The following is a 21,870-nucleotide window of genomic DNA, read 5'->3' on the forward strand; positions in this document are numbered from 1 at the left end:
GGGAACGGCCAGGCAGGGCGTGCGGCATGGCTTGGCCTCGCCCGCCGCATGCGCGCGCGCGCCGTGCAGCGCGATCACCGTCGCGACCACCGCCGTCACTGCAAGGGCAAGGGGCGAAACACGCGCCGGGTAGATCGTCATCAGCCGGCAAATGTAGGGGCGCGAACGCCGCTCGCCAGCCCACCAAACGGCCACCCCTGCCAAACGGCATAGGGCTAGCGCTGTCGCTCAGTCGGGCAAAAGTTCGCGAAAAGCGCGGGAGAAATGGGGGCCGTCAGGGCAACCACTGCACCCAGGTCATCACCAGGGTGAGCGTGCCCAGCGCCAGCACGGTCGACACGGCGACGCTGGCCGTGACCAGGTCTTCGGCACTGCGGTAGCGCTGCGAGAACAGGAACACGTTGGCGCCGATGGGCAGCGCCGCCGCCACCACCATCACGGTGAGCGGAATGCCGCGCACGCCCAGCAGCCAGCCGATGAGCGCCACCAGCAGCGGGTGCACGAGGTTCTTCACCAGCGCCTGCACCAGCGCGCCGCGCCAGTGGCGCCCGATGGGCGTGAGCGCGAGCGTGATGCCCACCATCACCAGCGCGACCGGCCCGAAGGCCTGGCCCAGCAGCTGGATCGGCTTGTCGATCACCTCGGGCATCACGAGCCCCGTCTGAGCGAACAGCAGGCCCGCGATGATGGGCAGCGGCACCGGATGGATGATGGCGTTGCGCAACGCGCGCCCCACGGTGCGCGCCATGGAGCGCCGGTCGGCGCCGCTCACCGCCGCGTGCTCGCGCGCCACGGCCAGCTCGAGCACCACGGTGGCGCTGGTCATGAGCACGAGCGAATGCAGCGAGATCAGCGTGAGCAGCACCACCATGCCGGGCTCGCCGTAGGCCAGGCCGATCAGCGCGATGCCGATCATCACAGTGTTGCTGTAGGTGTTGGCCAGCGCGAGCACCGCGCCCGTGCGGTTGAAGCCGCGCCACGCGAGCGTGGCCGCGAACAGCAGGCCCGAGGCGATGAAGTACGCCGCCACGGGCTTCAGTCTCAACTCCTGCACGTGCACCGTGCTCATGGCGCGGAACAGCAGCGCGGGCGCGAGCAGCAGGAAGATGAGGTTCGACAGGTCTTTCACCGCATTGCCGCCGATCCACCGGCGCCGTCCGGCGAGGTAGCCGGCGGCAATGAGGAGAACGACGGGCAGCAGGGAAGAAATGACGAACGAATTCACCCGGCGAGGATAGCGCGCGCCCGTCGCTCAAAAGATCGGAACGTCAGAACGTGACGCGCAGGCCCACCTTCAGCGAACGCCCCGGCAGCGGCGCCTTCGGGAACACCGTGGTCGTCAGGATCGAGGTCGGCGTGTAGGCCAGCGTGTTCCCGATGTTGTCCATGCGCGCGTACCAGGTGAGGTTGGCGCGCTGCACCTTCATGCGGTAGCTGATGGACGCGTTCCACAGCGTGTACGCGTCCGTCTCGCGCGCGCCCACGCTCGGCACCCGGCGCTGCGCCGCGTTGTAGTCGAAGCCGACGCGCGCGGTCCACGGCCCGTTGCCGTAGGCCAGCGTGGCGCCCAGGCGCAGCGGCGCGATGCGCGGCAGCGGCTCGCCGGTGTCGAGGTTCTTCGCGCGCACGATGTCGCCGCGCCATTCGAGGTCGAGCGTGCCCGCGTCGGCCATGCGCGCGAAGCCGTCGGTGCCCAGCAGCCGCAGGTTGCCGTTGGCCTCGATGCCGGTGAAGCGCGCGCGCATGCCGCCGTAGCGGTACTCGGCCAGCGTGTCGGTCACTTCGGGGTCGGTGACGACCTGCCCTTCTTCATCGAGCGTGCGGCCCGACGCGGTCAGGCCGATGTAGTTGCGAAAGCGCGTGACATACGCGTTCACGCGGGCCGTGTTCGGGCCCGACTTCCACTGCGCGCCCAGGTCGAAGCCGGTGGACTTTTCCTTGCCCAGGTTCGGGTCGCCCACTTCCCAGGCCGCCGTGGCCACGTGCGGGCCGTTGGCGAGCAGCTCGTAGTCTTTCGGTGCGCGCTCGGTGTAGGCCAGGTTCGAGGTCAGCTGCCACTGCGGCGTGAGGTTGACCAGCGCGCCGAACGCCGCGCTGTGCGGGTTGAAGCTGCGCTCGCCGATGGCGAAGCGCGTCACCGACAGGTCGTCGGGGTAGCCCAGCGAGCGCACCGTGACCTTCTCGGTGCGCGCGCCGAAGCTCAGGCGACCCCACGAGGTGCCGAGCTCTTCGTGCAGGAACAGCGCGTTGGAGCGCGTGCGGCTGTGCGGCGCGAAAGCCTCCGAGCCGTCGGCGGCGAAACGGTTGGTCTCGCGGCTGAAGCCGACCAGGCCTTCGAGGTTGCCGATCTTCTCGTGCCGCGCCTCGATGCGCAGGTCGTTGCTCAGGTTCGAGAAAGTGGTGCCGGCCTCGCGGCCCTCGAACTCGGTGTGGCGGTAATCGGTGCGGCTCACCTTCGCGTGGATGCTGCGGATGAAGCCGCCCGGGCGCCACTCGCCTTCCAGCGCGTAGCGGTCGGACTTCATGCCGATGGTCACGTCGTCCTCGGCCACGGTGCCGTAGTTGCTGCGGTAGGTGCTGGCCGAGGCGCCGATCCAGCCCTGGCTGAAGAACAGCGTGCCGCCGACCGCGCCGCCGTGCGCCTCGTTCTGCGAGTTGCAGATGCGGCGCGCGAGCGACAGGCGCCCGGGCTTGCTGCATTCGAGGTCGACCGGCACCGCCACGTCCTTCGAATCGCGGTTGAAGGCGTCGACGTGCAGGGCGAAGCGGTCGTTGCCGCCTTCAAGCAGCACGCCGCCGCTCTTTTCCTTGTTGCCGCTGGCGTAGCCCAGTTCGGCACGGCCGCCGAAGCCGTTGATGGGCTCGGTCGGGATGCGGTTGTCGATCACGTTGACCACGCCGCCCACCGCGCTGCCGCCGTACTGCAGCGCCGAGGGGCCGCGCAGCACCTCGATGCGCTCGGTCACCAGCGCATCGACGGGCACCGCGTGGTCGTAGCTCAGCGCCGAGGCGTCGGGCGCGCCGCCGCCGTTCTGCAGGATGCGGATGCGGTCGCCGTCCTGCCCGCGGATGCTGGGGCGGCTGGCGTTGGGGCCGAAGTAGCTGCTGCTCACGCCGGGCAGGTTGTTCAACGTTTCGCCCAACGTCGATTCGGAGCGCAGCAGCAGCTGGTCGCCCGACAGCGAAGTGGTCGGCGCGATCAGGTCGCTCGCGCCCAGCGGGTTGCCGGTGACGGTGACCTCGCGCAGGCTGGCTGAGTCAGCAGCCGGGGCGGCGGCGGTGTCGGCGGTCTGGGCCAGGCTCGCCACCGAGGCGAGCGAAAGAACGGCAGCGCCGATGGCGTTGCGACGGAATTGGGGGGTCATGAAGAAGGAACACTCGTTGAATCGGGGAACGACCGGCCGCCCTCACCCGCCCGAAGGGGTGCGGCAACCGGAACACGGGGGATTCAGCGAGTGGACGGCGGGCCGCGCGCGTCGAAGAGCGCGACCCAGCGGGCGATGGCTTCGCCCTGCAGATAAGCAAACGTGGCCGCCGGCAACAGCATCGGCAGCACCACCAGCGGCACGCCGGGCACGCCCGTGCCGTGCGCCAGCTGGTCGTACAGGCGGCAGTCGGCGTCGTCGTGCACGCCGAACAGGCTGGCCAGCGTGTGGCCGCTGTCGTGCCGGTGCGCGGCCTGCGCCTGCGCCGCCGCTGCAGCGGCGGGCAGGCCCGGCACGTGCAGCGAACGGTGCATCAGCCCCATCGTGCCGGCGAACCAGAGCGCGAACGCCAGCGCGACGACGAGCGCGCGGGTGGCGCGCGTCATGCGGGTCGGGGTCTGGCGCAGGGTGGTGGACACGGGGCGTGAAAGAAGGGACTCAGGCTTTGACGCGCGAAGCGAAGGTCTTCTGGAACTTCTCGACCTTCGGGCCGACCACGAACGCGCAGTAGCCCTGGTTCGGGTGGTTCAGGAAGTAGTCCTGGTGGTAGGCCTCGGCCGTCGAGTAGTTGGCCAGCGGCGCCACTTCGGTCACCACGGGCGAGCTGTAGGTCTTGCTGGCCTCGATCTCGCGGATGACAGCGTCGGCCACTTCTTTCTGGGCGTCGCTCGTGGTGTAGATGCCGCTGCGGTACTGGGTGCCGACGTCGTTGCCCTGGCGGTTGAGGGTGGTGGGGTCGTGCACCACGAAGAAGATCTCGAGCAGCTCGCGCAGGCTGATCTGCGACGGGTCGAATTCGAGCTTCACGACCTCGGCATGGCCGGTGCGGCCGGTGCAGATCTGCTCGTAGCTCGGGTTCAGGGTCTGGCCGTTGCTGTAGCCCGATTCGACGTCCAGCACGCCCTGCACCCGGTCGAACACCGCCTCGGTGCACCAGAAGCAGCCTCCGCCGAGCACGATGGTTTCGGTGGGCGACGGTGAGGAAGACATGGCGCGGCTCCGGGTGGGTTGGAAAAAGCGGGGACCGGTATTGTCGCGGCTTGACGGGCCGGATGCCGGTCACTACATTACTAACCCGTCAGTCATTAACATCATGGCCTCGCCCCGCTCCCTCGTCGACAAGTTCTGCCCGCTGCCGTCCAAGCGCGAGCGGCGCAAGGAAGCGCGTCCGGGCGAACTGCTGGCGGCGGCGCTCGACCTGTTCGTCGAAAAGGGCTTTGCCGCCACCCGCTCGGAAGAAGTGGCGGCCCGCGCCGGCGTGTCCAAGGGCACCCTCTTTCTTTACTTTCCGAGCAAGGAAGAGCTGTTCAAGGCCGTGGTGATCGAAAACCTCGGCGGCCGTTTCACAGAGTGGAACGCCGAGTTCGAGGCCTTCGAGGGCACGACGGCCGAGATGCTGCGCTACTGCATGAACGTCTGGTGGGAGCGCGTCGGCCTGACCAAGGCCTCGGGCCTGACCAAGCTGATGATGAGCGAAGGCGGCAATTTTCCCGAGCTGGCGGAGTTCTACCGCGAGCAGGTGGTGCGCCCCGGCCACGAGCTGCTGCGCCGCATCCTGCAGCGCGGCATCGACCGCGGCGAGTTCGTGCCCATGGACATCGACCACGCCATCTATTCGGTGGTTGCGCCCATGGTGTTCCTCATGCTCTGGAAGCATTCGGCCATGGTCTGCGTCGACGGCGTCAGCACGCTCGACCCCGAAAAATTCATCGCCACCCAGTGCGAAACCGTGCTTTACGGCCTGTGCGTGCGCCCCGGGAGCCCCGCATGACGCCCGCCCGATGGCCGACTGGCGCGGTGGCGTCATCGACGCGACCTAAAATTGAAGGTTTGTCCCGTCCAGAGCCTTCAAGGAAAGCCACGCCATGAACCCCACGCCCACCCTCGAGCGCTTGCGCTTCAACATGATCGAACAGCAGATCCGTCCCTGGGACGTGCTGGAGTCGGACATCCTCGAGCTGCTGGCCGAGATTCACCGCGAAGACTACGTGCCCGACGCGCACCGCACGCTGTCCTTCTTCGACATGGAACTGCCGCTGCTCGACGGCTCGGTGCCCGGCGAATTCATGCTGTCGCCCAAGGTCGAGGCCCGCACCCTGCAGGACCTGCACATCCAGAAGCACGAATCGGTGCTCGAGATCGGCACCGGCTCCGGCTTCATGGCCGCCCTGCTCGGCGCCCGCGCGGCCCAGGTGCTGTCGCTCGAGATCAACCCCGTGCTGGCCGCCCGTGCCGCCGAGACGCTGCGCAGCAACGGCGTGACGAACGTCGAAGTGCGCCACGCCGACGGCGCCGTGCCCCTGGCCAGCGGCCCGAGCTTCGACGTGATCGTGCTCAGCGGCTCGGTCGCGCGCATTCCGCAGAACCTGCTCGGTTCGCTCAAGGTCGGCGGCCGCCTGTCGGCCATCGTCGGCGACGAGCCCATGATGCGCGCCCATTTCGTGACCCGCACCAGCGAAAGCAAGTGGGAAACGATCCAGCCCTGGGACACCGTGGCGCCGCGCCTGCTGAACTTCCCCGAGCCCTCGCGCTTCGCGTTCTGATCGAGCGGCCCACCGAATGATCGATCAAGTCCGCCCCGCCGACCTGGCCGCCTGGTTCGCACAGGACGCCGACGCCGCCCCGGTGCTGCTCGACGTGCGCGAGCCCTGGGAGCTGCAGACGGCGAACGTCGCGCCGCAGGGCTTCACGCTGGTCGCGATCCCGATGAACGAGATCCCCGGCCGGCTGGCCGAACTCGCCGCCGGCGACGGACAGCCCGCGCCGCGCATCGCCTGCCTGTGCCACCACGGCGCCCGCAGCCAGCGCGTGGCCGCTTTTCTGCACCAGAACGGCTTTGACTCGCTCGCCAACGTGGCGGGGGGCATCGACGCCTGGTCCGCGCAGCACGACCCGAACGTGCCGCGCTACTGATTCTTTCCCTCCCAAGGACGTTCAATGCCTCCCAGGCCCCGGCTTCTGCCTCTTTCCGCAGCCCTCGCAAGCGCCATTGCGAGCCTGCTCGCACTGCCGGCCCAGGGCCAGACACTGAACGAACTCTACGATTCCGCGCGCGGCTTCGATGCCACCTACCAGGGCGCGCGGGCCCAGTACGAGGCCAACCTGGCGCGCGCCGCGCAGGCCAAGGCCGGCATCCTGCCGGCCGTCGGGCTCACCGCGGGCGTGAACCGCAGCAACCTGGACATCGACACCCTGACCGGCACCGGCCGCGGCAGCAGCGCCTCGCGCGACTTCACCACGCAGAACGTGGGCATCAATGCCACGCAGCCGCTGTACCGCCCCGCCAACTGGGCCACCTACGAGCAAGGCAAGCGCCAGGCCGAAGTGGCGCAGGCGGTGCTCACCATCGCCGAGCAGGACCTCATCGTGCGTGTGAGCCAGGCCTACTTCGACGTGCTCGCCAGCCAGGACAGCCTGGCCCTGGTGCGCGCGCAGAAGGTGGCCGTGGCCGAGCAGCTGGCCTCGGCCAAGCGCAACTTCGAGGTCGGCACTTCCACCATCACCGACTCGCGCGAGGCCCAGGCCCGCTACGACCTCGTGATCGCCCAGGAAATCGCCGCCGAGAACGACCTGCAGGTCAAGAAGGTGGTGCTTGACCAGCTGGTCGGCCGCCCGGGCAGCGTGCCCGTGCCGCTGGCCGCGCCGGTCGTGCTGCCGACCGCGCAGCCCGCCGACATCAACGCCTGGGTGGCGCAGGCCGACGAGGTGCATCCGGCGATCCGCCAGGCGCGCCTGGGCCTGGACGTGGCCGGGCTCGAGGTGCAGAAGGCGCAGGCCGGCCACAAGCCTACGCTGGACGCCAACCTCGGCTACAACGTCACCCGCAATCCGACCGGCACCAGCACCAGCACCGTGGGCACGCGCGTCAACGCCGCCACGGTCGGTGTCACCTTCAACCTGCCGCTGTTCGCGGGCTTTGCCACCGAGAACCGCATCAAGGAAACGCTGGCCCTCGAAGACCAGTCGCGCAGCGTGCTCGAGGGCACGCGCCGCAGCGTGGCGCAGGCCACGCGCGCGGCCTACCTCGGGCTGGTGTCGGGCGCCGGCCAGGTGAAGGCGCTCGAAGCCGCCGAATCCTCCAGCCAGAGCGCACTCGACGCCAACAAGCTGGGCTACCAGGTGGGCGTGCGCATCAACATCGACGTGCTCAACTCGCAGAGCCAGCTGTTCCAGACCAAGCGCGACCTCGCGCAGGCGCGCTACAACGTGCTGCTGGGCAACCTGAAGCTGCGCCAGGCCAACGGCACGCTGACCACCGACGACATGAACGCGATCAACGCGACGCTGGCGCGCAATGGCAGCACGCCTGCGGTGCCTGCCGCGACGACGGGTGCGCCCGTGGTGCCCGTGACGCCGCCGGCCATTCCGGTGGTGCCGCCGGTGCCGGTGCAGCCGTTCAACCCGCCCGCGCCGACGATGCCGTCGGCACCGCCGCCGCCGGTGATCCTGAACCCGCCGGTGCGCTGAGAGAGGTTTCTGGTTTTTCTCCCTCCCCTTCCGGGGGAGGGTCGGGGTGGGGGCACGACGGCCTCGAACCCACAACAACGCTCGTTGGGCGCTTGCCCCCATCCCAGCCTTCCCCCGAAAGGGGAAGGAGCCAATGCGGATTCAATCCAGCGTCGGCTCGGCCCGCGTCGCTTCGGGCGGCGCGCTGTCGTCGCCGGCCACCGGCGTCGTCACCGGCTCCGCCGCCTGCGCAATCGCCAGCACCGCCGCCGCCGTGCGTTCGGCCGCCCCGCGGTTCGACGACGAAAACGCCAGTGCGGCCTGCGCCATCACGGCACGACGCTCGGGGTTCTCGACCAGCTTGAGCGCCGCCGTCACGGCCTGCTCCATGCCCTCGACGCGCAGCGACGCGCCCGCCGCGAGCGACAGCTGCGCCGCCTCGGCGAAATTGAAGGTCGAGGGGCCCATGACCACCGGGCAGCCGCAGGCCGCCGGCTCGATGAGGTTCTGCCCACCCAGCGGCTCGAAGCTGCCGCCGAGCAAGGCCACGTCGGCCAGGCCGTAGTACAGCGCCATCTCGCCCAGCGAATCGCCGAGCCAGATCTCGGCCTCGGCCGGCTGGCCGGCCGCGCTGCGGCGCGCCACCGCGAAGCCCTCGGCCTCGATGAGCGCCGCCACTTCGTCGAAACGCTGCGGATGGCGCGGCACGATCATCCATTGCACGTCGTGCACGCGCTTGGCGATCGAGCGGATCGCGCCCTGCTCGGGCGGCACCGGCGAGGTGGCGCCGAAGCGCTTGAGCACCTCGAGCAGCAGGCGTTCTTCCCCGTCGCGCGAGCTGGCCAGCACGACCATCGGCCGGGGCAGGCGCTCGCGCAGCGACACGGCCGTGGCCAGCTGCCGCGCGTCGGGCGTGGCGTCGAACTTGAGGTTGCCGTAGATCCCGGCCACCTTGGCGCCGAGCGACACCAGGCGGTGCGCGTCGGCTTCGGTCTGCGCCCAGACGGCGGTGAGCGCCGAGTACGCCGGCCGCGCCAGCCCGCTGAGCCGTTCGGCCGCGGCGCGCGATTTCTCGTTGAGCCGCGCATTGGCCAGCACCAGCGGAATGCGGCGCTCGGCGCAGGCGGCGGCCATCTCGGGCCAGACCTCGGTTTCCATCAGCACGCCGATGCGCGGCTGGAAGCGGTCGAGAAAGCGGGCGACGGCGCCCGGCGTGTCCCACGGTTGCCAGACCTGCGTGTCGCCCGGCTCGAGCAGCTTGGCGCCCTCTTCGCGGCCCGTGGCGGTGCCGTGCGTGAGCAGGATCGGAATGCCCGGGTACTGGCGCCGCAGCTCGGCGATCAGGATGGCGGCGGCGCGCGTCTCGCCCAGCGAGACGGCGTGCACCCAGCACTGGGCAAAGCCGGTGGTGGCGTCGTCGTAATGGCCGAAGCGCTCCTCGACGGCCACGGCATAGCCGGGCTCGGCGACGGCGCGGCGGCGCAGCTTGCGGCGGACCAGCGGTTGGACGGCGGTGGTGAAGACGCCGTAGAGGCGAAGCAGCAGGGAACGCACAGGTTCTTCAGTGGGCAGCAGCGGCCAGCGTGGCGTCGGGCTTGACCGTCCGCAGCACCGCAAGCATCTCGGTCTCGATGCGTTGGAGCGCCGCCTCGGTCTGGCCTTCGAAGCGCAGCACCAGCACGGGGGTGGTATTGGAAGCGCGGATCAGCCCGAATCCATCGGGCCAGTCCACGCGCAGGCCGTCGATGGTCGAGACCTGGGCGGGCGCGTCGAAGCGCGCGTTCTGCACGAGTTGGGCGACCAGCGCGTGCGGCTCGCCTTCGGCGCAGGCGACGTTCAGTTCGGGGGTCGAGAAGCTGGTGGGCAGCGCATTGAGCACGGCGTTCGCGTCCGGGTGCTTGCTCAGGATCTCGAGCAGGCGGCAGCCGGCGTACGTGCCGTCGTCGAAGCCGTACCAGCGCTCCTTGAAGAAAATGTGGCCGCTCATCTCGCCGCCCAGCGGCGAATCGATTTCCTTCATCTTCGCCTTGATGAGCGAGTGGCCGGTCTTGTAGATCATCGGCGTGCCGCCCGCGGCCTCGATGGCCGGCGCCAGGCGCTGCGAGCACTTCACGTCGTAGACGATGGTGCCGCCGGGCACGCGCGAGAGCACGTCCTGCGCGAAGAGCTGCATCTGGCGGTCGGGGAAGATGTTCTGGCCGTCCTTCGTGACGATGCCCAGCCGGTCGCCGTCGCCGTCGAAAGCCAGGCCCAGCTCGGCCTGGCCCTTGGCCAGTTCGGCCATCAGGTCCCGGAGGTTGTCGGGCTTGCTCGGATCGGGGTGGTGGTTGGGGAAGTTGCCGTCGACCTCGCTGAACAGCTCGACCACGTCGCAGCCGATGGCGCGGAAGATGGCCGGCGCGGTCGCGCCCGCGATGCCGTTGCCCGAATCGACCACGATCTTCATGGGTCGTGCGAGCTTGATGTCGCCCACGATGCGCTGCACGTAGGCGTCGGTCACGTCGACCTTGCGCACGCTGCCGCCGGGCGCCAGCGTGGCGCTGCCGTCTTCCATGGTCTTGCGCAGGCCCTGGATCTCGTCGCCGTAGATCGCGCGGCCGGCCAGCACCATCTTGAAGCCGTTGTAGTCCTTCGGGTTGTGGCTGCCCGTGACCTGGATGCCGCTGGTGCACAGCGTGTGGGCCGCGAAGTACAGCATCGGGGTCGTGACCGCGCCGATGTCGATCACCTCGACGCCGGTGGCGACCAGGCCGTCGATCAGCGCGTCCACCAGCGCCGGGCCCGACAGGCGGCCGTCGCGGCCCACGGCCACCGCGGTCTCGCCGGCCGCGCGTGCTGCGCTGCCGAAGGCACGGCCCAGCGCCTCGGCCACTTCGACATCGAGACTGAGGGGCACGACGCCGCGGATGTCATAGGCCTTGAAGATCGATGCGCTGAGCTGCATGAAGGGCGGGGTCACTGTTGGTTCGGAGTCGGGCATTGTAGGCAACGCGTTGTAGACATCGATGTCCGAAAACGGCCAGTTGAAACGAGTCGAAACCGTATCATTTCCCCATGTCTACCGCCCACGCCCCCTCCGAAGTGCTCGAGAGCGACGCCTGCTACCTGGCGATGAAGACGCACGACGCGCGCTTCGACGGCTCGTTCTTCACGGCCGTGACCTCCACCGGCATCTACTGCCGGCCGGTGTGCCGCGTGAAGCTGCCGCGGCGCGAGAACTGCCGTTTCTTCCGCCACGCGGCCCAGGCCGAGGCCGCAGGCTTTCGGCCCTGCCTGCGCTGCCGGCCCGAACTGGCGCCGCGCGCAGCCAGCTGGTCGACCGAAGATGCCTCGCGCATCCTCGCGCTGCAGGCGGCGCGCTTGATCGACGAGCCCGATGCCTGGTCGGAAGAAGGCCCCGGCGCGGCGCAGATCGCGACCCGCCTGGGCGTGAGCGACCGCCACCTGCGGCGCATCTTCGAGGCGCAGTTCGGCGTGTCGCCGCTGCAGTACCTGCAGACGCGCCGCCTGCTGGCCGCCAAGCAGCTCATCGCCGACACGCGCCTGCCGATGACGCAGGTGGCGCTGGCCAGCGGCTTCGCGAGCGTGCGGCGCTTCAATGCGGCCTTCGTGGAGCACTACGGGCTCAACCCGAGCGCGTTGCGCCGCGCGGGCGGCACCGAGGGCGGCGAAGGCAAGGCCATCGAGGTGCGGCTGGGCTTTCGCCCGCCCTACGACGCCAACGCCATGCTCGGCTTCTTCGCACGGCGCGCGCTGCGCGGCGTCGAGGCCGTGCACACCGCCGACGGCAAGGAGCCCGCCAAGGGCAGCACGCCCACCTATGTGCGCCTGGCGCGCACCCTGCGCGTGCAGCAGGGCGGGCAGACGCACGCCGGCTGGCTGCAGCTGCGCTTCGACCTCGAACGCGAGCAGGTGCTGCTGGCCGTGAGCGATTCGCTGGCCGCGGTGCTGCCCATCGTCATCAGCCGCGCACGCGCGCTGTTCGACCTCGACGCGGAGCCGATGGCGATCAACGCCGCGCTGCATGCGGCCTTTCCGCACGGTGACGGGCTGCGCGTGCCGGGCACGGTCGACGGCTTCGAACTCGCGGTGCGCGCGGTGCTGGGCCAGCAGATCACCGTGGCCGCGGCGCGCACGCTGGGCTCGCGGCTGGTCGAGGCCTTCGGCGACCCGATCGACACGCCCATCGACGGCCTGACCCGCCTGTTCCCCACGCCCGCCGCGCTGGCAGCGGCCAGCGGCGACGCGCTCGGGCAGCTGGGCATCGTGCGCCAGCGGCAGGCCGCGCTGCAGGCCATCGCACGCGAAGTGGCCTCGGGCCGGCTGGCGCTGCATGCGGGCGCCGACGTGCCCTCCACCCTGGCGGCGCTGCAGGAACTGCCCGGCATCGGCGCCTGGACCGCACAGTACATCGCGATGCGCGCGCTGCGCTGGCCCGACGCCTTTCCCGCCGGCGACGTGGCCCTGCAGAAGGCGCTGGGCGTGACCACCGCGCGCGCCGCGGGCGAGGCCTCGCAGGCCTGGCGGCCCTGGCGCAGCTACGCGGTGCTGCGCGCGTGGCACACCCCGCCCGCGCCACCCGAACCGGCATCGGCTGTACCGCCGACCGCCTCTTTTTCCGACCTCGCAACGGCAGGCCCCGTGCCTGAAGGACCATGAAATTCAAACGCACCGTCATCTACACCTCGCACACCGACACACCGCTGGGCGGCGTCACGATGGCCGCCACCGACCAGGGCCTGGCCGGCGTCTGGTTCGACCACCAGCGCCACTGGCCCGACACCACGGGCTGGCAGACCAAGGACGACCACCCCGCACTGGTCGAGGCCGCCGCGCAGCTGCGCGACTACTTCGCGGGCCGCCGCAGCCACTTCGACATGCAGCTCGACCTGTCGCACGGCACCGCCTTCCAGCAGGGCGTGTGGCAGGCGCTGCTGGCCATCCCGGCCGGCGAGACCACGACCTACGGCGCGCTGAGCCAGCGCGTGGGCAACCCGGCCGCGGTGCGCGCGGTCGGCGCGGCGGTCGGACGCAACCCGATCAGCGTGATCGTGCCCTGCCACCGCGTGCTCGGTGCGGACGGCTCGCTGACCGGTTACGCTGGCGGGCTCGAGCGCAAGACCGCCTTGCTCGAACTCGAGACCGGCAAGTAAGACAGAAGAAAACACCGCCGATGGCGTAACGCGCCATTCCTCAAAGAGACGCATGACCACAACGAACAACAACACCACCGTCGCTCCTTCGCCTTCGCCCTCCCCTTCGCCCGCTCCCACCGCGCTCGCACCGAAGGCGTGGCTCGTCGATCTCGTGCTGCTGGGCGCGCTGTGGGGCGCCTCCTTCCTGTTCATGCGCATCGGCGCGGCGGAGTTCGGCGCGCTGCCGACGGCCGCCGTGCGCGTGGTCATCGCGGCGCTGTTCCTGCTGCCGATCGCGCTGCTGCGCGGCCAGGGGCCGTCCATCGCGAAGCACTGGAAGGCCAGCCTCACGGTCGGCATCTTCAACTCGGGCATGCCCTTCGCGCTGTTCTGCTTCGCGCTGCTGACCATCAACACCGGCCTGGCGGCGGTGCTCAACGCCACCACGCCGATGTTCGGCGCGCTGGTGGCCTGGGCCTGGTTCCGCGAGCGGCCGAACGGCTCGCGCCTCGTCGGCCTGGTGATCGGTTTCGCGGGCGTCGCGATGCTCGCCAGCCGCAGCGCCGGCCTGCATGCCGGCGCCAGCAACCACGCCGCGCTGTGGGCCGTGCTGGCCTGCCTGGCGGCGTGCCTCTGCTACGGCATCTCGGCCAGCGCCACGCGGCGCCATCTGTCGGGCGTGCCCGCGCTGACCACGGCCACCGGCAGCCAGATCGGCGCCAGCCTGTTCCTCGCGCTGCCCGCGATCTGGCTCTGGCCCGCGCAGATGCCCAGCCTGCGCGCATGGCTGGCGCTGCTGGCGCTGGGCATCGCCTGCACGGGCGTGGCCTACATCCTGTTCTTCCGCCTCATCGAACGCGCCGGCCCGGCGCGCGCGCTCACCGTGACCTTCCTCGTGCCGGTGTTCGCGCTGTTCTACGGCGCCGTGTTCCTGGGCGAGCAGATCACGCAGTGGATGCTGATCTGCGCCTTCGTGATCGTGTGCGGCGTGGCGCTGTCGACCGGCGTCGTCAAGCTGCCGTCGCTGCGCAAGGCCGCGGGCTGAGTTTTCTTCAGACCACCCCGGCGACCACGTTCACGGACAGGGCCAGCACGAGCATGTTGAAGGCGAAGGCGAGCACGCTGTGGACCAGCGTGATGCGCCGCATCTCGTGCGAGGTGGCCTGCACGTCCGACACCTGCGAGGTCATGCCGATCACGTAGGCGTAATACATGAAGTCGAAGTAGTCGGGCGCTTCCTTGCCCGGAAAGTCGAGCCCGCCGTCGGAGGCGCTGTCCTTGCGGTCGATGTAGTAGCGGTGCGCGTAGTGGAAGGCGTAGATCGTGTGCATCATCAGCCACGAACCCGCCAGCGCCACCAGCCCCAGCGCCACGTGCGCGCCGCGCGCCCAGCCGCTGAGCTGGCGCACCTGCTGCAGCAGCATCGCGATGGCGACCACGCTCACGCCCACCGCCACCAGCATCGACACCAGGATCACGACGTTGGGCTGGTCCAGCTGCTGCGCGCGCTCGCGCGTGCGCTGGGCATCGAAGGTCTCGGCCAGCCACCAGCTGAGCACCTGGTACACCGCCACGCCCGCGCACCAGCCGGCCAGCGCACGCGCCGTGAGGCCTATCGGCCAGGGCACGAGCGCCACCGCGACGGCCGCCGCAGCCCCATAGAGAAGACGTTGAGGACCGGTGGTGGTGGAAAGGTGTTCACGCATGAGCGGACTGTAGCGCCGCGGCATGCATCGGCGTGTGATCGGCAATTTCCTACAGGCACATCGGCCAACGGCGCATGCGCGGCGCGGTGCCCCGTCACTAAGGTGATGCGGTTTCAGGGAGCCTCAGCCCGGAGGCATCGCGCCATGCACATGCCCGAGGCATCTTTCACCCGAAGGATTTCTTTCATGCTGTTGCTTCGTGCGCGTCCGTTCGACCGGACCGCGAGATTCGGCGCCCTGGGCGCCCTGGCCGGAACCGGCGCCCTTTCCCTTCTTTGCTTCGCGCCCTCCGCTGCGGCCGAGCCCTCGCCGGCGCTGGACCGATTCAGCTTCTCGGTGGGGGCCTTCAGTGCCGACCCCAAGTTCAGCGCCTCGGTCGAAACCCCCTACGGCGTGCTGCGCTCGAACGAGCTCAAGCCGGGGCGCGTGACCATGCCGCGCATCTCGGCCGACGTGCTGATCGGCGACAGCCAGGGCCTGTCTTTCGACTACTACCGCTACAAGCGCGACTACGAAGGACAGGTGGCGGGCAACACCTCGTTCGGCAGCTTCGGCTCGCTGAATGCCATCGGCAACGCGAACCTCTCGGCCCAGCTCGACTTCGCCAAGCTCGCCTACAAGTGGTGGCTCGGCTCGGGCAACACCGTCTTCGGCCTGGGCGCCGGCGCGGCCTACTACCGCGCGACGCTCGGTGCCAGCGCGCTGGTCGGCGTGAACGGACAGGTGCGTTCGGTCAGCGAGCGCTCGAGCGACAACGCCATCGCGCCCCTGCTCGAGGTCGGCGTGCGCCACGCGATCACGCCCGACCTTCGGCTGTTCGCCGACGCCTCCGGCGTGTGGAAGAGCAGCGGCCGCTTCCACGGCAACATCTACAACGCCGCAGCCGGCGTGGAGTGGTTCCCGGTGAAGAACGTGGGCCTGGTGCTGTCGTATGGCGTGACCAACATCGACCTCACGCGCGAGGGCGGCTTTGCCGATTCGCGCCTCAAGGTGCGGCTGCAGGGGCCCTCGGCCTTCCTCAAGGCCCGCTTCTGACGCGGCCCCGGCGGGCGGCCGGCGCCGCATAGCCACTCTTCGCAAGACCGGCAGGCGGTGCCGGTCTTAGTCTGCGCTCCGATCGACACCCCCAACGACCGGAGACACGACGCCATGCCCGCCGCCCGCCCTGAGCCCTCCCCTTCCTCCTTCCAGCGCATCGCCCGCATTGCGCTGGGCGATGTGATCCACCGCAGCGCGCGGCGCTTCGGCGCGCGCACCGCGCTGATCGAGGGCGAGCACCGCATGAGCTACAGCGAGCTCGACGCCGCATCGAACCGTTTCGCGCACCACCTGCTGGGCCTGGGCCTCGCAAGCGGCGAGCGCGTGGCCATGCTGTGCAACAACTCGATCGAGATGGTGGTCGCGCTGCTCGGCATCCAGAAGGCCGGCCTCGTGTGGGTGCCGATCAACACGGCGCTCGCGGTCGACGCCATCAGCTACATCCTCGAACACGCCGAAGCGCGCCACCTGGTGATCGACACCGCGCTGCACGCCAAACCCGAACTGCGCCAGCTGCTCGACACAGCGGGTGTCTCGCCGCTGCTGTGCGTGCTCGACGGCGACACGCCGCCGCCCGGCGTGCCCACCGTGGCGCAGGCCATCGCGCAGGGCCCCGCCACGCTGCCCGACGTGGCCATCGACAGCGACCAGCTCGCGCTCATCATGTACACGAGCGGCACCACCGGCCGGCAGAAGGGCGTGATGCATTCGCACGCCTCGGTGCACTCGGTGCTCCAGAGCAACATGCTCGAATGGGGCGGCGGCCCGGCGCACCACGACGTGTGGAGCAACGTGCTGCCGCTCTTTCATTGCGGGCAGCACACGGTGCTGATGTCGGCGCTCGCGGTGGGCGGCACGAACGTCATCCTGCGCGGCTTCGACCCCGGCGCGATGCTCGCCGCCATCGAGCGCCACAGGATCACCGTGACGGTCGGGCTGCCCATGATGTACGGCGCGCTGCTGGCCCACCCGCAGCGCGAGTCGCGCGACCTGTCGAGCCTGCGGCTGTGCGTGTATGCGATGGCGCCGATGTCGCGCACGCTGCTGCTGCGCCTGCTCGACGCGCTGTGTCCGAACTTCGCGTTGGCCTCGGGGCAGACCGAGATGTACCCCGGCGCCACCATCTTCGAGACGCACCAGCAGCGCGAGCGCTTCGGCTCGTACTGGGGCGTGGGCACGCTGGTGAACGAGGTCGCGGTGATGGGCGACGAGGGCGAGCTGCTGGCGCCGAACCAGGTCGGCGAGATCGTCTTTCGCGGGCCGAACGTGATGCTCGGCTACTACAAGGACCCGCAGGCCACGGCGCACGCGCAGCGCTTCGGCTGGCACCACTCGGGCGACCTGGGCAAGCTGGACGACGACGGGCAGCTGATCTTTCTCGACCGGCTCAAGGACATGGTCAAGTCGGGCGGCGAGAACGTGCCCTCGCTCAAGGTCGAGGAGGTGCTGCTGCGCCACCCGGGCGTGCTCAACGCGGCGGTGGTCGGCCTGCCGCACGAGCGCTGGGGCGAGGCCATCACGGCCTTCGTCACGCGCCGGCCCGATGCGCCGGCAGAGTTCTCGGAGGCCACGCTCACGGCGCACTGCAAGGAGCACCTGGGCGGCTTCGAGGTGCCCAAGGACATCGTCTTCCTGCCCGCGCTGCCGATGACCTCGACAGGCAAGATCCAGAAGTTCGAGCTGCGCCAGGCGCACCAGGGGCACTACCAGCGCGACTGAACCCGCATCAGGGCGACTGCAGCTTCTGCAGCAGCGACGCCCGCACTTCCTTCTTGAGCACCTTGCCGACCTTGGAGCGCGGCAGGTCGGCCCACACCTCGACCTGCTTGGGCGCCTTCACACTGCCGATGCGCGACTTGACGAAGGTCTTGATCGCCTCGGCATCGACGCTGCGGCCCGCATGCAGCTGCAGCACGGCCACCACGCGCTCACCCCACTTCTCGTCGGGCAGGCCGACGACGGCGCTGTCCTGCACGTCGGGGTGCTGCATGAGCACCTGCTCCACCTCGGCGGAGTAGACGTTGAAGCCGCCCGAGATGATCATGTCCTTCGCGCGGTCGACGATGTACAGGAAGCCGTCTGCATCGAGGTAGCCGATGTCGCCCGTGTGGTGCCAGCCGTGGCGCGAGGCCTCCTGCGTGGCCTTCGGGTCCTTGTAGTAGCCGCGCATCACGAGCGAGCCGCGCACCACGATCTCGCCGCTCTCACCTGTGGGTAGTAGCGCACCTTCGCCGTTCATGATGCCGACCTGCACCAGCGGCCCGGGCCGCCCCGCCGAGGCCAGGCGCTGGCGGGCCACCGAACCGTCGGCATTGAAGTGATCGCGCGGCGGCATCATCGAGACCATCATCGGCGCCTCGGTCTGGCCGAAGAGCTGGGCCATGACGGGGCCGATCTTGTCGAGCGCCTCTTCGAGCCGCGCGGCCGACATGGGCGCGGCGCCGTACCAAAAGCACTGCAGCGAATCGCGTTTCGTCTGTGCCAGCTCCGGGTGCTGCAGCAGCATGTAGATCAGCGTCGGCGGCAGGAAGGTGTGGGTGACGCGCCGGCGCTCGATGAGCGCGAGGAACTCGCTCAGGTCGGGCTTGGGCATGATGACCACGCGCCCGCCCAGCGCCATCACCGGCAGGCACAGCACGCCGGCCGCATGCGTGAGCGGCGCGAGCGCCAGGTACACGGGCCGGCCCTCGAACGGGTAGCCCATGAGGGTCAGCGCCGACATGGCCTCCAGGTTGCCGCCCGACAGCATCACGCCCTTGGGCTGGCCGGTGGTGCCGCCGGTGCCGGCGATCATGGCCACGTCGTCGGGCGGCGCGATGTCGATCGGCGCATCGTCCAGCCCGTCGAGCCATTCGTCCATGGCGGGCGCGAAGACCTGCCGCTGGTCGAGGCACACCAGCGCCTTCAGTTTCGGCAGCTGCGCGCGCATCTGCTCGACCATGGGCGCGTAGTTGCTGTGGAACACGAGGCACGCGCAATCGAAGGCATCGAGCACGAAAGCGTTCTCGCTGGCTTCGTTGCGCGGGTTGATCGGGCACCACACGCCACCGGCGCGCGAGATGCCGAACACCGTGGCGAAGGCCAGGGCGTCGTTGCTCGAGAGCACCGCCATCTTGTCGCCGGGCTGGATGCCCGCGCGCTGCAGGCCGCGTGCCACGCGCCAGCTGATGCGTTGCACCTGGCCGTAGCTCAGGTCGGCGTCGCCCATGGTGAGGCACGGCGAATCGGCGCCCTGCTGGGCGCCTTTGTCGAGGTAGTCGACGAGGCGCATGCGCGTCAGCCCATCCGCGTGAGCACGGGTTCCTGCACCAGCCCGAAGCTGCGCAGCGCCCCCAGCAGCTCGCGGTGCCCGAAGGCCTGGCAGCCCGAGGCAAAACCGGCGCGGCGCGGCGCCTGCTGCAGCAGCGAGGCCGCGGCATAGGCCTGCAGCAGGCCGGTCTGCTTGTAGTTGCAGTTGCCGAAGATCACGCAATGCGCGCGCCCCAGCGGACCGGAGGCATGCACCGAGTCGACCGACTTGTTGATGCGCGGGTTCTCGCGCGGCGGCATGGTGTTCATCACGCCCGCGGCCGTCTGGGCCAGCGCCGCATAGCGGTCTTCGTCGTTCATGCCTTCGGTGGCCTTGAGCGCGGCGGCCACGATCTGCGGCACGCCCAGCATCAGCGGCTTGTTGAAGACGCCGCCGAGCACCTTCACGTTGGCCACGCGCGGGTCGCGCTTGAACCACACCGGGTGCGAGGTGCCGCCCCAGGGCAATGCCAATGCGGCTTCGTGCTGGCCGGGAATCGACAGGTGGTACAGGCCCGCGTCGGGCTGCCACTCGACGTACTGGTTCTGCTCCAGGTAGAAGGCCTTGGACGTGGCCGCGTTCACCAGGATGGTCTGCGTCGACGCGATGGTCGGGCTGCCGCCCCAGAACACGGCGATGTCGAGCGTGTCCAGGCCGGGCGTTTCCAGGCACAGCTGCGCCGCGATTTCGCCGGTGGTGTACATCTGCGCCAGGCCGGGCGACAGCAGCAGGCCGGCCGCCGCGAACTTGGCGCCGTATTTCTGGTCGAGCGTGATGAGCCAGTCCTGCTCGCCGGTGGTGTCGGTGTAGTGGCAGCCGGCGGCCAGGCAGGCATCGACCACCTCGGGGCCGAACTTGGCGAACGGTCCCACCGTGTTGAGCACCACCGAGGCGCCGGTGAAGAGCTCGGTGAGCGCTTCAACCGTGTGCGCGACCTCGACCACCTCGTAGTCGGCGGTCTCGATGCCGGGCACGTTCGACTTCATCGCCGCTTCGAGCTTTTCCGCGCTGCGGCCTGCCGCGATGAAGGGGATGTGGTACTCGCGCAGATACTCGCAGACCAGGCGCCCGGTGTAGCCGGAGGCGCCGTAGACGATGACCGGTTTCTTCTTGCTGCTCATGTTTCTTGCTCCTTGTTGATCGCTCACATGCCCATGCCGCCGTCCACCGCGAGGCCCGCGCCGGTGATGAACCGGGCGGCGTCGGAGCAGAGGAAGACCACCACGTCGGCCATGTCGCCGATCTCGCCGAGGCGGCCCAGCGGCGTCTGGCCGATGACGTCGCCCACGGCGGCCTCGACGCTGGGCGCCAGCCCCACGGCCACGATGTCGTTGGCGAGCTTCATGCCCATGTCGGTGGGCACGAGGCCGGGGTAGATGCAGTTGACGCGCACGCCGTAGCCCAGCTTGCCGGACTCCATGGCCGCCACGCGCGTGGCGCGGTCGACCGCCGACTTCGTCGCCGAGTAGCCGGCGATGGCGGGAAAAGCGATGGTGGCCGCGACCGACGCGATGTTGACCACCGCCCCGCCGCCGCCCGCGCTGCCGCCGGGGCGCATCGCGCGAAAGGCGTGCTTCATGCCCAGCAGCGTGCCGGCCACGTTCACGTCGAGCATGCGGCGCAGGTCGTCGCCGTCGACATCGACCACCAGCGAGGTGATCTCGATGCCGGCGTTGTTGACCAGGATGTCGAAGCCGCCGAGGGCCTTCACCGTGGCGTCGGTGGCAGAGGCCCAATCGCCGTCCTTCGTGACGTCGAGCGGGACGAAGCCCACCTTCGCCCCTTCGGCGGAGAGCCGCTGTGCGGTCTCGCGGCCCAGGTCGGCGAGCACGTCGCCGATCATCACCGACGCACCCGCCTGCGCCAACGCCTGGGCGATGCCCGCGCCGATGCCGCGCGCACCCCCTGTCACCAGGGCCTTGCGCCCCGTCAAGTCGAACTTGGCCATCACTTGTCTCCTGTGGATATGTGTATGAGATGGAGCGGCCATGCTAGGAATCGACTTGACGAGTGTCAAGAATTTTTTTGACGACTGCCCAAATTTCGTAAAATGCCTCTGGAATGCACGTACGAGGGATTTCCCACGCCGCGTGCTATGGTTTGCAATCACCAGGAAACACAGCGGCCGGCACTCTGCGGCCTGGCTAGAAATGACCACTCATTCACGGGTAAAGAAGCACGCCGGACGGGTGCAGAAGGCGCCGGCCGACAAGTTCGAGCAGCGCCGCGCCGAGCTCGGCGAAGCCGCCCTCACCACGCTGGCCACGCTCGGCTACGCGCGCACCAGCCTGCGCGAGATTGCGCAGAACTCCGAGTTCTCGCACGGCGTGCTGCACTACTACTTCAGCGACAAGGTCGACCTCATCGTCTGCAGCGTCAAGCAGTACAAGGCGCGCTGCGTCACGCGCTACGACCACGCGGTCGACACCGCCACGACGTATGACGAGCTCATGGAAGGCTTCCTGCAGAGCCTGGGCGACACGCTGCTGGGCGAAGGCCACGTGCACCGGCTCTGGTACGACCTGCGTTCGCAGGCGCTGTTCGAAGCGGCCTTCCACGACGACGTGGTGCAGATCGACAAGAGCCTCGAAGACATGATCTGGCGCATCATGAGCCGCTTCGCCGAACTCTCCGGGCAAGCCCCCGGCCTGCCGCCCTCGGCCTGCTACGCCCTCTTCGACGGGCTGTTCCTGCAGGCGCTGCTCAAGCACCTCTCGGGCGACACCAAGGCCATCGCCGACATGCAGGCCGACGTGCGGCAATCGATCGAGCGGCTGTTCGCCGCCCCTGTCGCAACCACCGCGCCGGCCTCCCGCAAGCGGCGCGCCTGA

Annotated in this window: 20 protein-coding genes; 10 read left to right on the plus strand and 10 right to left on the minus strand. The window is 69.5% G+C overall.

The window, feature by feature from the left end; all coding sequences use genetic code 11:
• Nucleotides 1–274 precede the first annotated feature (274 nt).
• From VBO01S_RS02090 to msrA, 4 genes are all read right to left on the minus strand, one after another.
• Complete coding sequence (locus VBO01S_RS02090) at nucleotides 275–1,225, minus strand: AEC family transporter (RefSeq protein ID WP_062469784.1); 951 nt, start codon at nucleotides 1,223–1,225, stop codon at nucleotides 275–277.
• A gap of 43 nt (nucleotides 1,226–1,268) precedes the next feature.
• Complete coding sequence (locus tag VBO01S_RS02095) at nucleotides 1,269–3,365, minus strand: TonB-dependent receptor (RefSeq protein WP_062469787.1); 2,097 nt, start codon at nucleotides 3,363–3,365, stop codon at nucleotides 1,269–1,271.
• Nucleotides 3,366–3,448: 83 nt separating this feature from the next.
• Nucleotides 3,449–3,844, minus strand: a complete 396-nt coding sequence (locus VBO01S_RS02100) for a hypothetical protein (protein ID WP_255221033.1) — start codon at nucleotides 3,842–3,844, stop codon at nucleotides 3,449–3,451.
• A 19-nt stretch (nucleotides 3,845–3,863) separates the two neighbouring features.
• A complete protein-coding gene (gene msrA / locus VBO01S_RS02105; RefSeq protein WP_062469793.1) occupies nucleotides 3,864–4,415 on the minus strand; it encodes a peptide-methionine (S)-S-oxide reductase MsrA in 552 nt (183 codons plus the stop codon).
• 103 nt (nucleotides 4,416–4,518) lie between these two features.
• Here msrA and VBO01S_RS02110 point away from each other — a divergent pair, with 103 nt between their 5' ends.
• From VBO01S_RS02110 to VBO01S_RS02125, 4 genes are all read left to right on the plus strand, one after another.
• The gene (locus VBO01S_RS02110; RefSeq protein WP_062469796.1) at nucleotides 4,519–5,196 is read left to right on the plus strand and encodes a TetR/AcrR family transcriptional regulator; all 678 of its coding nucleotides are present in this window, start codon (nucleotides 4,519–4,521) and stop codon (nucleotides 5,194–5,196) included.
• A gap of 94 nt (nucleotides 5,197–5,290) precedes the next feature.
• Nucleotides 5,291–5,968, plus strand: a complete 678-nt coding sequence (locus VBO01S_RS02115; protein ID WP_062469799.1) for a protein-L-isoaspartate O-methyltransferase family protein — start codon at nucleotides 5,291–5,293, stop codon at nucleotides 5,966–5,968.
• Nucleotides 5,969–5,984: 16 nt separating this feature from the next.
• On the plus strand, nucleotides 5,985–6,338 hold the full coding sequence (locus VBO01S_RS02120) for a rhodanese-like domain-containing protein (protein WP_062469802.1): 354 nt from the start codon (nucleotides 5,985–5,987) through the stop codon (nucleotides 6,336–6,338).
• Between the two features lie 24 nt (nucleotides 6,339–6,362).
• Complete coding sequence (locus tag VBO01S_RS02125) at nucleotides 6,363–7,892, plus strand: TolC family outer membrane protein (RefSeq protein ID WP_062469804.1); 1,530 nt, start codon at nucleotides 6,363–6,365, stop codon at nucleotides 7,890–7,892.
• 141 nt (nucleotides 7,893–8,033) lie between these two features.
• On the opposite strand, the gene VBO01S_RS02130 is transcribed toward VBO01S_RS02125, so the two are convergent.
• Nucleotides 8,034–9,425 (minus strand): 3-deoxy-D-manno-octulosonic acid transferase, encoded by a 1,392-nt coding sequence (locus tag VBO01S_RS02130; RefSeq protein ID WP_062469811.1) that lies wholly within the window; start codon nucleotides 9,423–9,425, stop codon nucleotides 8,034–8,036.
• A gap of 7 nt (nucleotides 9,426–9,432) precedes the next feature.
• Nucleotides 9,433–10,815, minus strand: a complete 1,383-nt coding sequence (locus VBO01S_RS02135) for a phosphomannomutase/phosphoglucomutase (RefSeq protein WP_062469990.1) — start codon at nucleotides 10,813–10,815, stop codon at nucleotides 9,433–9,435.
• 110 nt (nucleotides 10,816–10,925) lie between these two features.
• On the opposite strand from VBO01S_RS02135, the gene VBO01S_RS02140 reads away from it, so the two are divergent.
• Genes VBO01S_RS02140 through VBO01S_RS02150 form a run of 3 tightly spaced genes read left to right on the plus strand, consistent with a single transcriptional unit; the run spans nucleotide 10,926 to nucleotide 14,051 of the window.
• Nucleotides 10,926–12,530, plus strand: a complete 1,605-nt coding sequence (locus VBO01S_RS02140) for a DNA-3-methyladenine glycosylase 2 family protein (RefSeq protein WP_062469813.1) — start codon at nucleotides 10,926–10,928, stop codon at nucleotides 12,528–12,530.
• The gene (locus tag VBO01S_RS02145) at nucleotides 12,527–13,024 is read left to right on the plus strand and encodes a methylated-DNA--[protein]-cysteine S-methyltransferase (protein WP_062469816.1); all 498 of its coding nucleotides are present in this window, start codon (nucleotides 12,527–12,529) and stop codon (nucleotides 13,022–13,024) included. Before VBO01S_RS02140 ends, VBO01S_RS02145 begins: the two co-directional genes overlap by 4 nt.
• 52 nt (nucleotides 13,025–13,076) lie before the next feature.
• Nucleotides 13,077–14,051: a DMT family transporter gene (locus VBO01S_RS02150; RefSeq protein ID WP_062469819.1), complete on the plus strand. Its 975-nt coding sequence runs from the start codon at nucleotides 13,077–13,079 to the stop codon at nucleotides 14,049–14,051.
• Between the two features lie 7 nt (nucleotides 14,052–14,058).
• On the opposite strand, the gene VBO01S_RS02155 is transcribed toward VBO01S_RS02150, so the two are convergent.
• Nucleotides 14,059–14,712, minus strand: coding sequence for a DUF1345 domain-containing protein (locus VBO01S_RS02155; protein WP_062469993.1), 654 nt, complete (start codon nucleotides 14,710–14,712; stop codon nucleotides 14,059–14,061).
• 186 nt (nucleotides 14,713–14,898) lie between these two features.
• Between VBO01S_RS02155 and VBO01S_RS02160 the strand changes: the two genes are divergently transcribed.
• Together VBO01S_RS02160 and VBO01S_RS02165 are read left to right on the plus strand one after the other, a co-directional pair.
• Entirely contained in the window at nucleotides 14,899–15,747 is an 849-nt protein-coding gene (locus VBO01S_RS02160) for a hypothetical protein (RefSeq protein ID WP_062469822.1), read from the plus strand.
• A 114-nt stretch (nucleotides 15,748–15,861) separates the two neighbouring features.
• A complete protein-coding gene (locus VBO01S_RS02165) occupies nucleotides 15,862–17,469 on the plus strand; it encodes a class I adenylate-forming enzyme family protein (protein ID WP_062469825.1) in 1,608 nt (535 codons plus the stop codon).
• Nucleotides 17,470–17,476: 7 nt separating this feature from the next.
• Here the strand turns inward: VBO01S_RS02165 and VBO01S_RS02170 are convergent, their stop codons facing one another.
• Genes VBO01S_RS02170 through VBO01S_RS02180 form a run of 3 tightly spaced genes read right to left on the minus strand, consistent with a single transcriptional unit; the run spans nucleotide 17,477 to nucleotide 20,987 of the window.
• Nucleotides 17,477–19,021 carry an acyl-CoA synthetase gene (locus VBO01S_RS02170; RefSeq protein WP_062469828.1) on the minus strand — a complete coding sequence of 515 codons (1,545 nt, stop codon included), beginning with the start codon at nucleotides 19,019–19,021 and terminating at the stop codon, nucleotides 17,477–17,479.
• Between the two features lie 5 nt (nucleotides 19,022–19,026).
• Nucleotides 19,027–20,160: a DUF5938 domain-containing protein gene (locus tag VBO01S_RS02175; RefSeq protein WP_062469831.1), complete on the minus strand. Its 1,134-nt coding sequence runs from the start codon at nucleotides 20,158–20,160 to the stop codon at nucleotides 19,027–19,029.
• A 23-nt stretch (nucleotides 20,161–20,183) separates the two neighbouring features.
• Nucleotides 20,184–20,987, minus strand: coding sequence for an SDR family NAD(P)-dependent oxidoreductase (locus VBO01S_RS02180; RefSeq protein WP_062469834.1), 804 nt, complete (start codon nucleotides 20,985–20,987; stop codon nucleotides 20,184–20,186).
• 202 nt (nucleotides 20,988–21,189) lie between these two features.
• On the opposite strand from VBO01S_RS02180, the gene VBO01S_RS02185 reads away from it, so the two are divergent.
• A complete protein-coding gene (locus VBO01S_RS02185; protein WP_062469837.1) occupies nucleotides 21,190–21,870 on the plus strand; it encodes a TetR/AcrR family transcriptional regulator in 681 nt (226 codons plus the stop codon).

The sequence above is a fragment of the Variovorax boronicumulans NBRC 103145 genome (genome assembly GCF_001591345.1).
Classification (GTDB): Bacteria; Pseudomonadota; Gammaproteobacteria; order Burkholderiales; family Burkholderiaceae_C; genus Variovorax; species Variovorax boronicumulans.

Coding starts and splice junctions, on each gene's coding strand:
- VBO01S_RS02145 (WP_062469816.1), top strand. CDS start 12,527: ATGAAATTCAAACGCACCGTCATCTACACCTCGCACACCGACACACCG.
- VBO01S_RS02165 (WP_062469825.1), top strand. CDS start 15,862: ATGCCCGCCGCCCGCCCTGAGCCCTCCCCTTCCTCCTTCCAGCGCATC.
- VBO01S_RS02150 (WP_062469819.1), top strand. CDS start 13,077: ATGACCACAACGAACAACAACACCACCGTCGCTCCTTCGCCTTCGCCC.
- VBO01S_RS02140 (WP_062469813.1), top strand. CDS start 10,926: ATGTCTACCGCCCACGCCCCCTCCGAAGTGCTCGAGAGCGACGCCTGC.
- VBO01S_RS02110 (WP_062469796.1), top strand. CDS start 4,519: ATGGCCTCGCCCCGCTCCCTCGTCGACAAGTTCTGCCCGCTGCCGTCC.
- VBO01S_RS02160 (WP_062469822.1), top strand. CDS start 14,899: ATGCTGTTGCTTCGTGCGCGTCCGTTCGACCGGACCGCGAGATTCGGC.
- VBO01S_RS02155 (WP_062469993.1), bottom strand. CDS start 14,712: ATGCGTGAACACCTTTCCACCACCACCGGTCCTCAACGTCTTCTCTAT.
- VBO01S_RS02095 (WP_062469787.1), bottom strand. CDS start 3,365: ATGACCCCCCAATTCCGTCGCAACGCCATCGGCGCTGCCGTTCTTTCG.
- msrA (WP_062469793.1), bottom strand. CDS start 4,415: ATGTCTTCCTCACCGTCGCCCACCGAAACCATCGTGCTCGGCGGAGGC.
- VBO01S_RS02170 (WP_062469828.1), bottom strand. CDS start 19,021: ATGCGCCTCGTCGACTACCTCGACAAAGGCGCCCAGCAGGGCGCCGAT.
- VBO01S_RS02175 (WP_062469831.1), bottom strand. CDS start 20,160: ATGAGCAGCAAGAAGAAACCGGTCATCGTCTACGGCGCCTCCGGCTAC.
- VBO01S_RS02135 (WP_062469990.1), bottom strand. CDS start 10,815: ATGCAGCTCAGCGCATCGATCTTCAAGGCCTATGACATCCGCGGCGTC.
- VBO01S_RS02185 (WP_062469837.1), top strand. CDS start 21,190: ATGACCACTCATTCACGGGTAAAGAAGCACGCCGGACGGGTGCAGAAG.
- VBO01S_RS02115 (WP_062469799.1), top strand. CDS start 5,291: ATGAACCCCACGCCCACCCTCGAGCGCTTGCGCTTCAACATGATCGAA.
- VBO01S_RS02125 (WP_062469804.1), top strand. CDS start 6,363: ATGCCTCCCAGGCCCCGGCTTCTGCCTCTTTCCGCAGCCCTCGCAAGC.
- VBO01S_RS02180 (WP_062469834.1), bottom strand. CDS start 20,987: ATGGCCAAGTTCGACTTGACGGGGCGCAAGGCCCTGGTGACAGGGGGT.
- VBO01S_RS02120 (WP_062469802.1), top strand. CDS start 5,985: ATGATCGATCAAGTCCGCCCCGCCGACCTGGCCGCCTGGTTCGCACAG.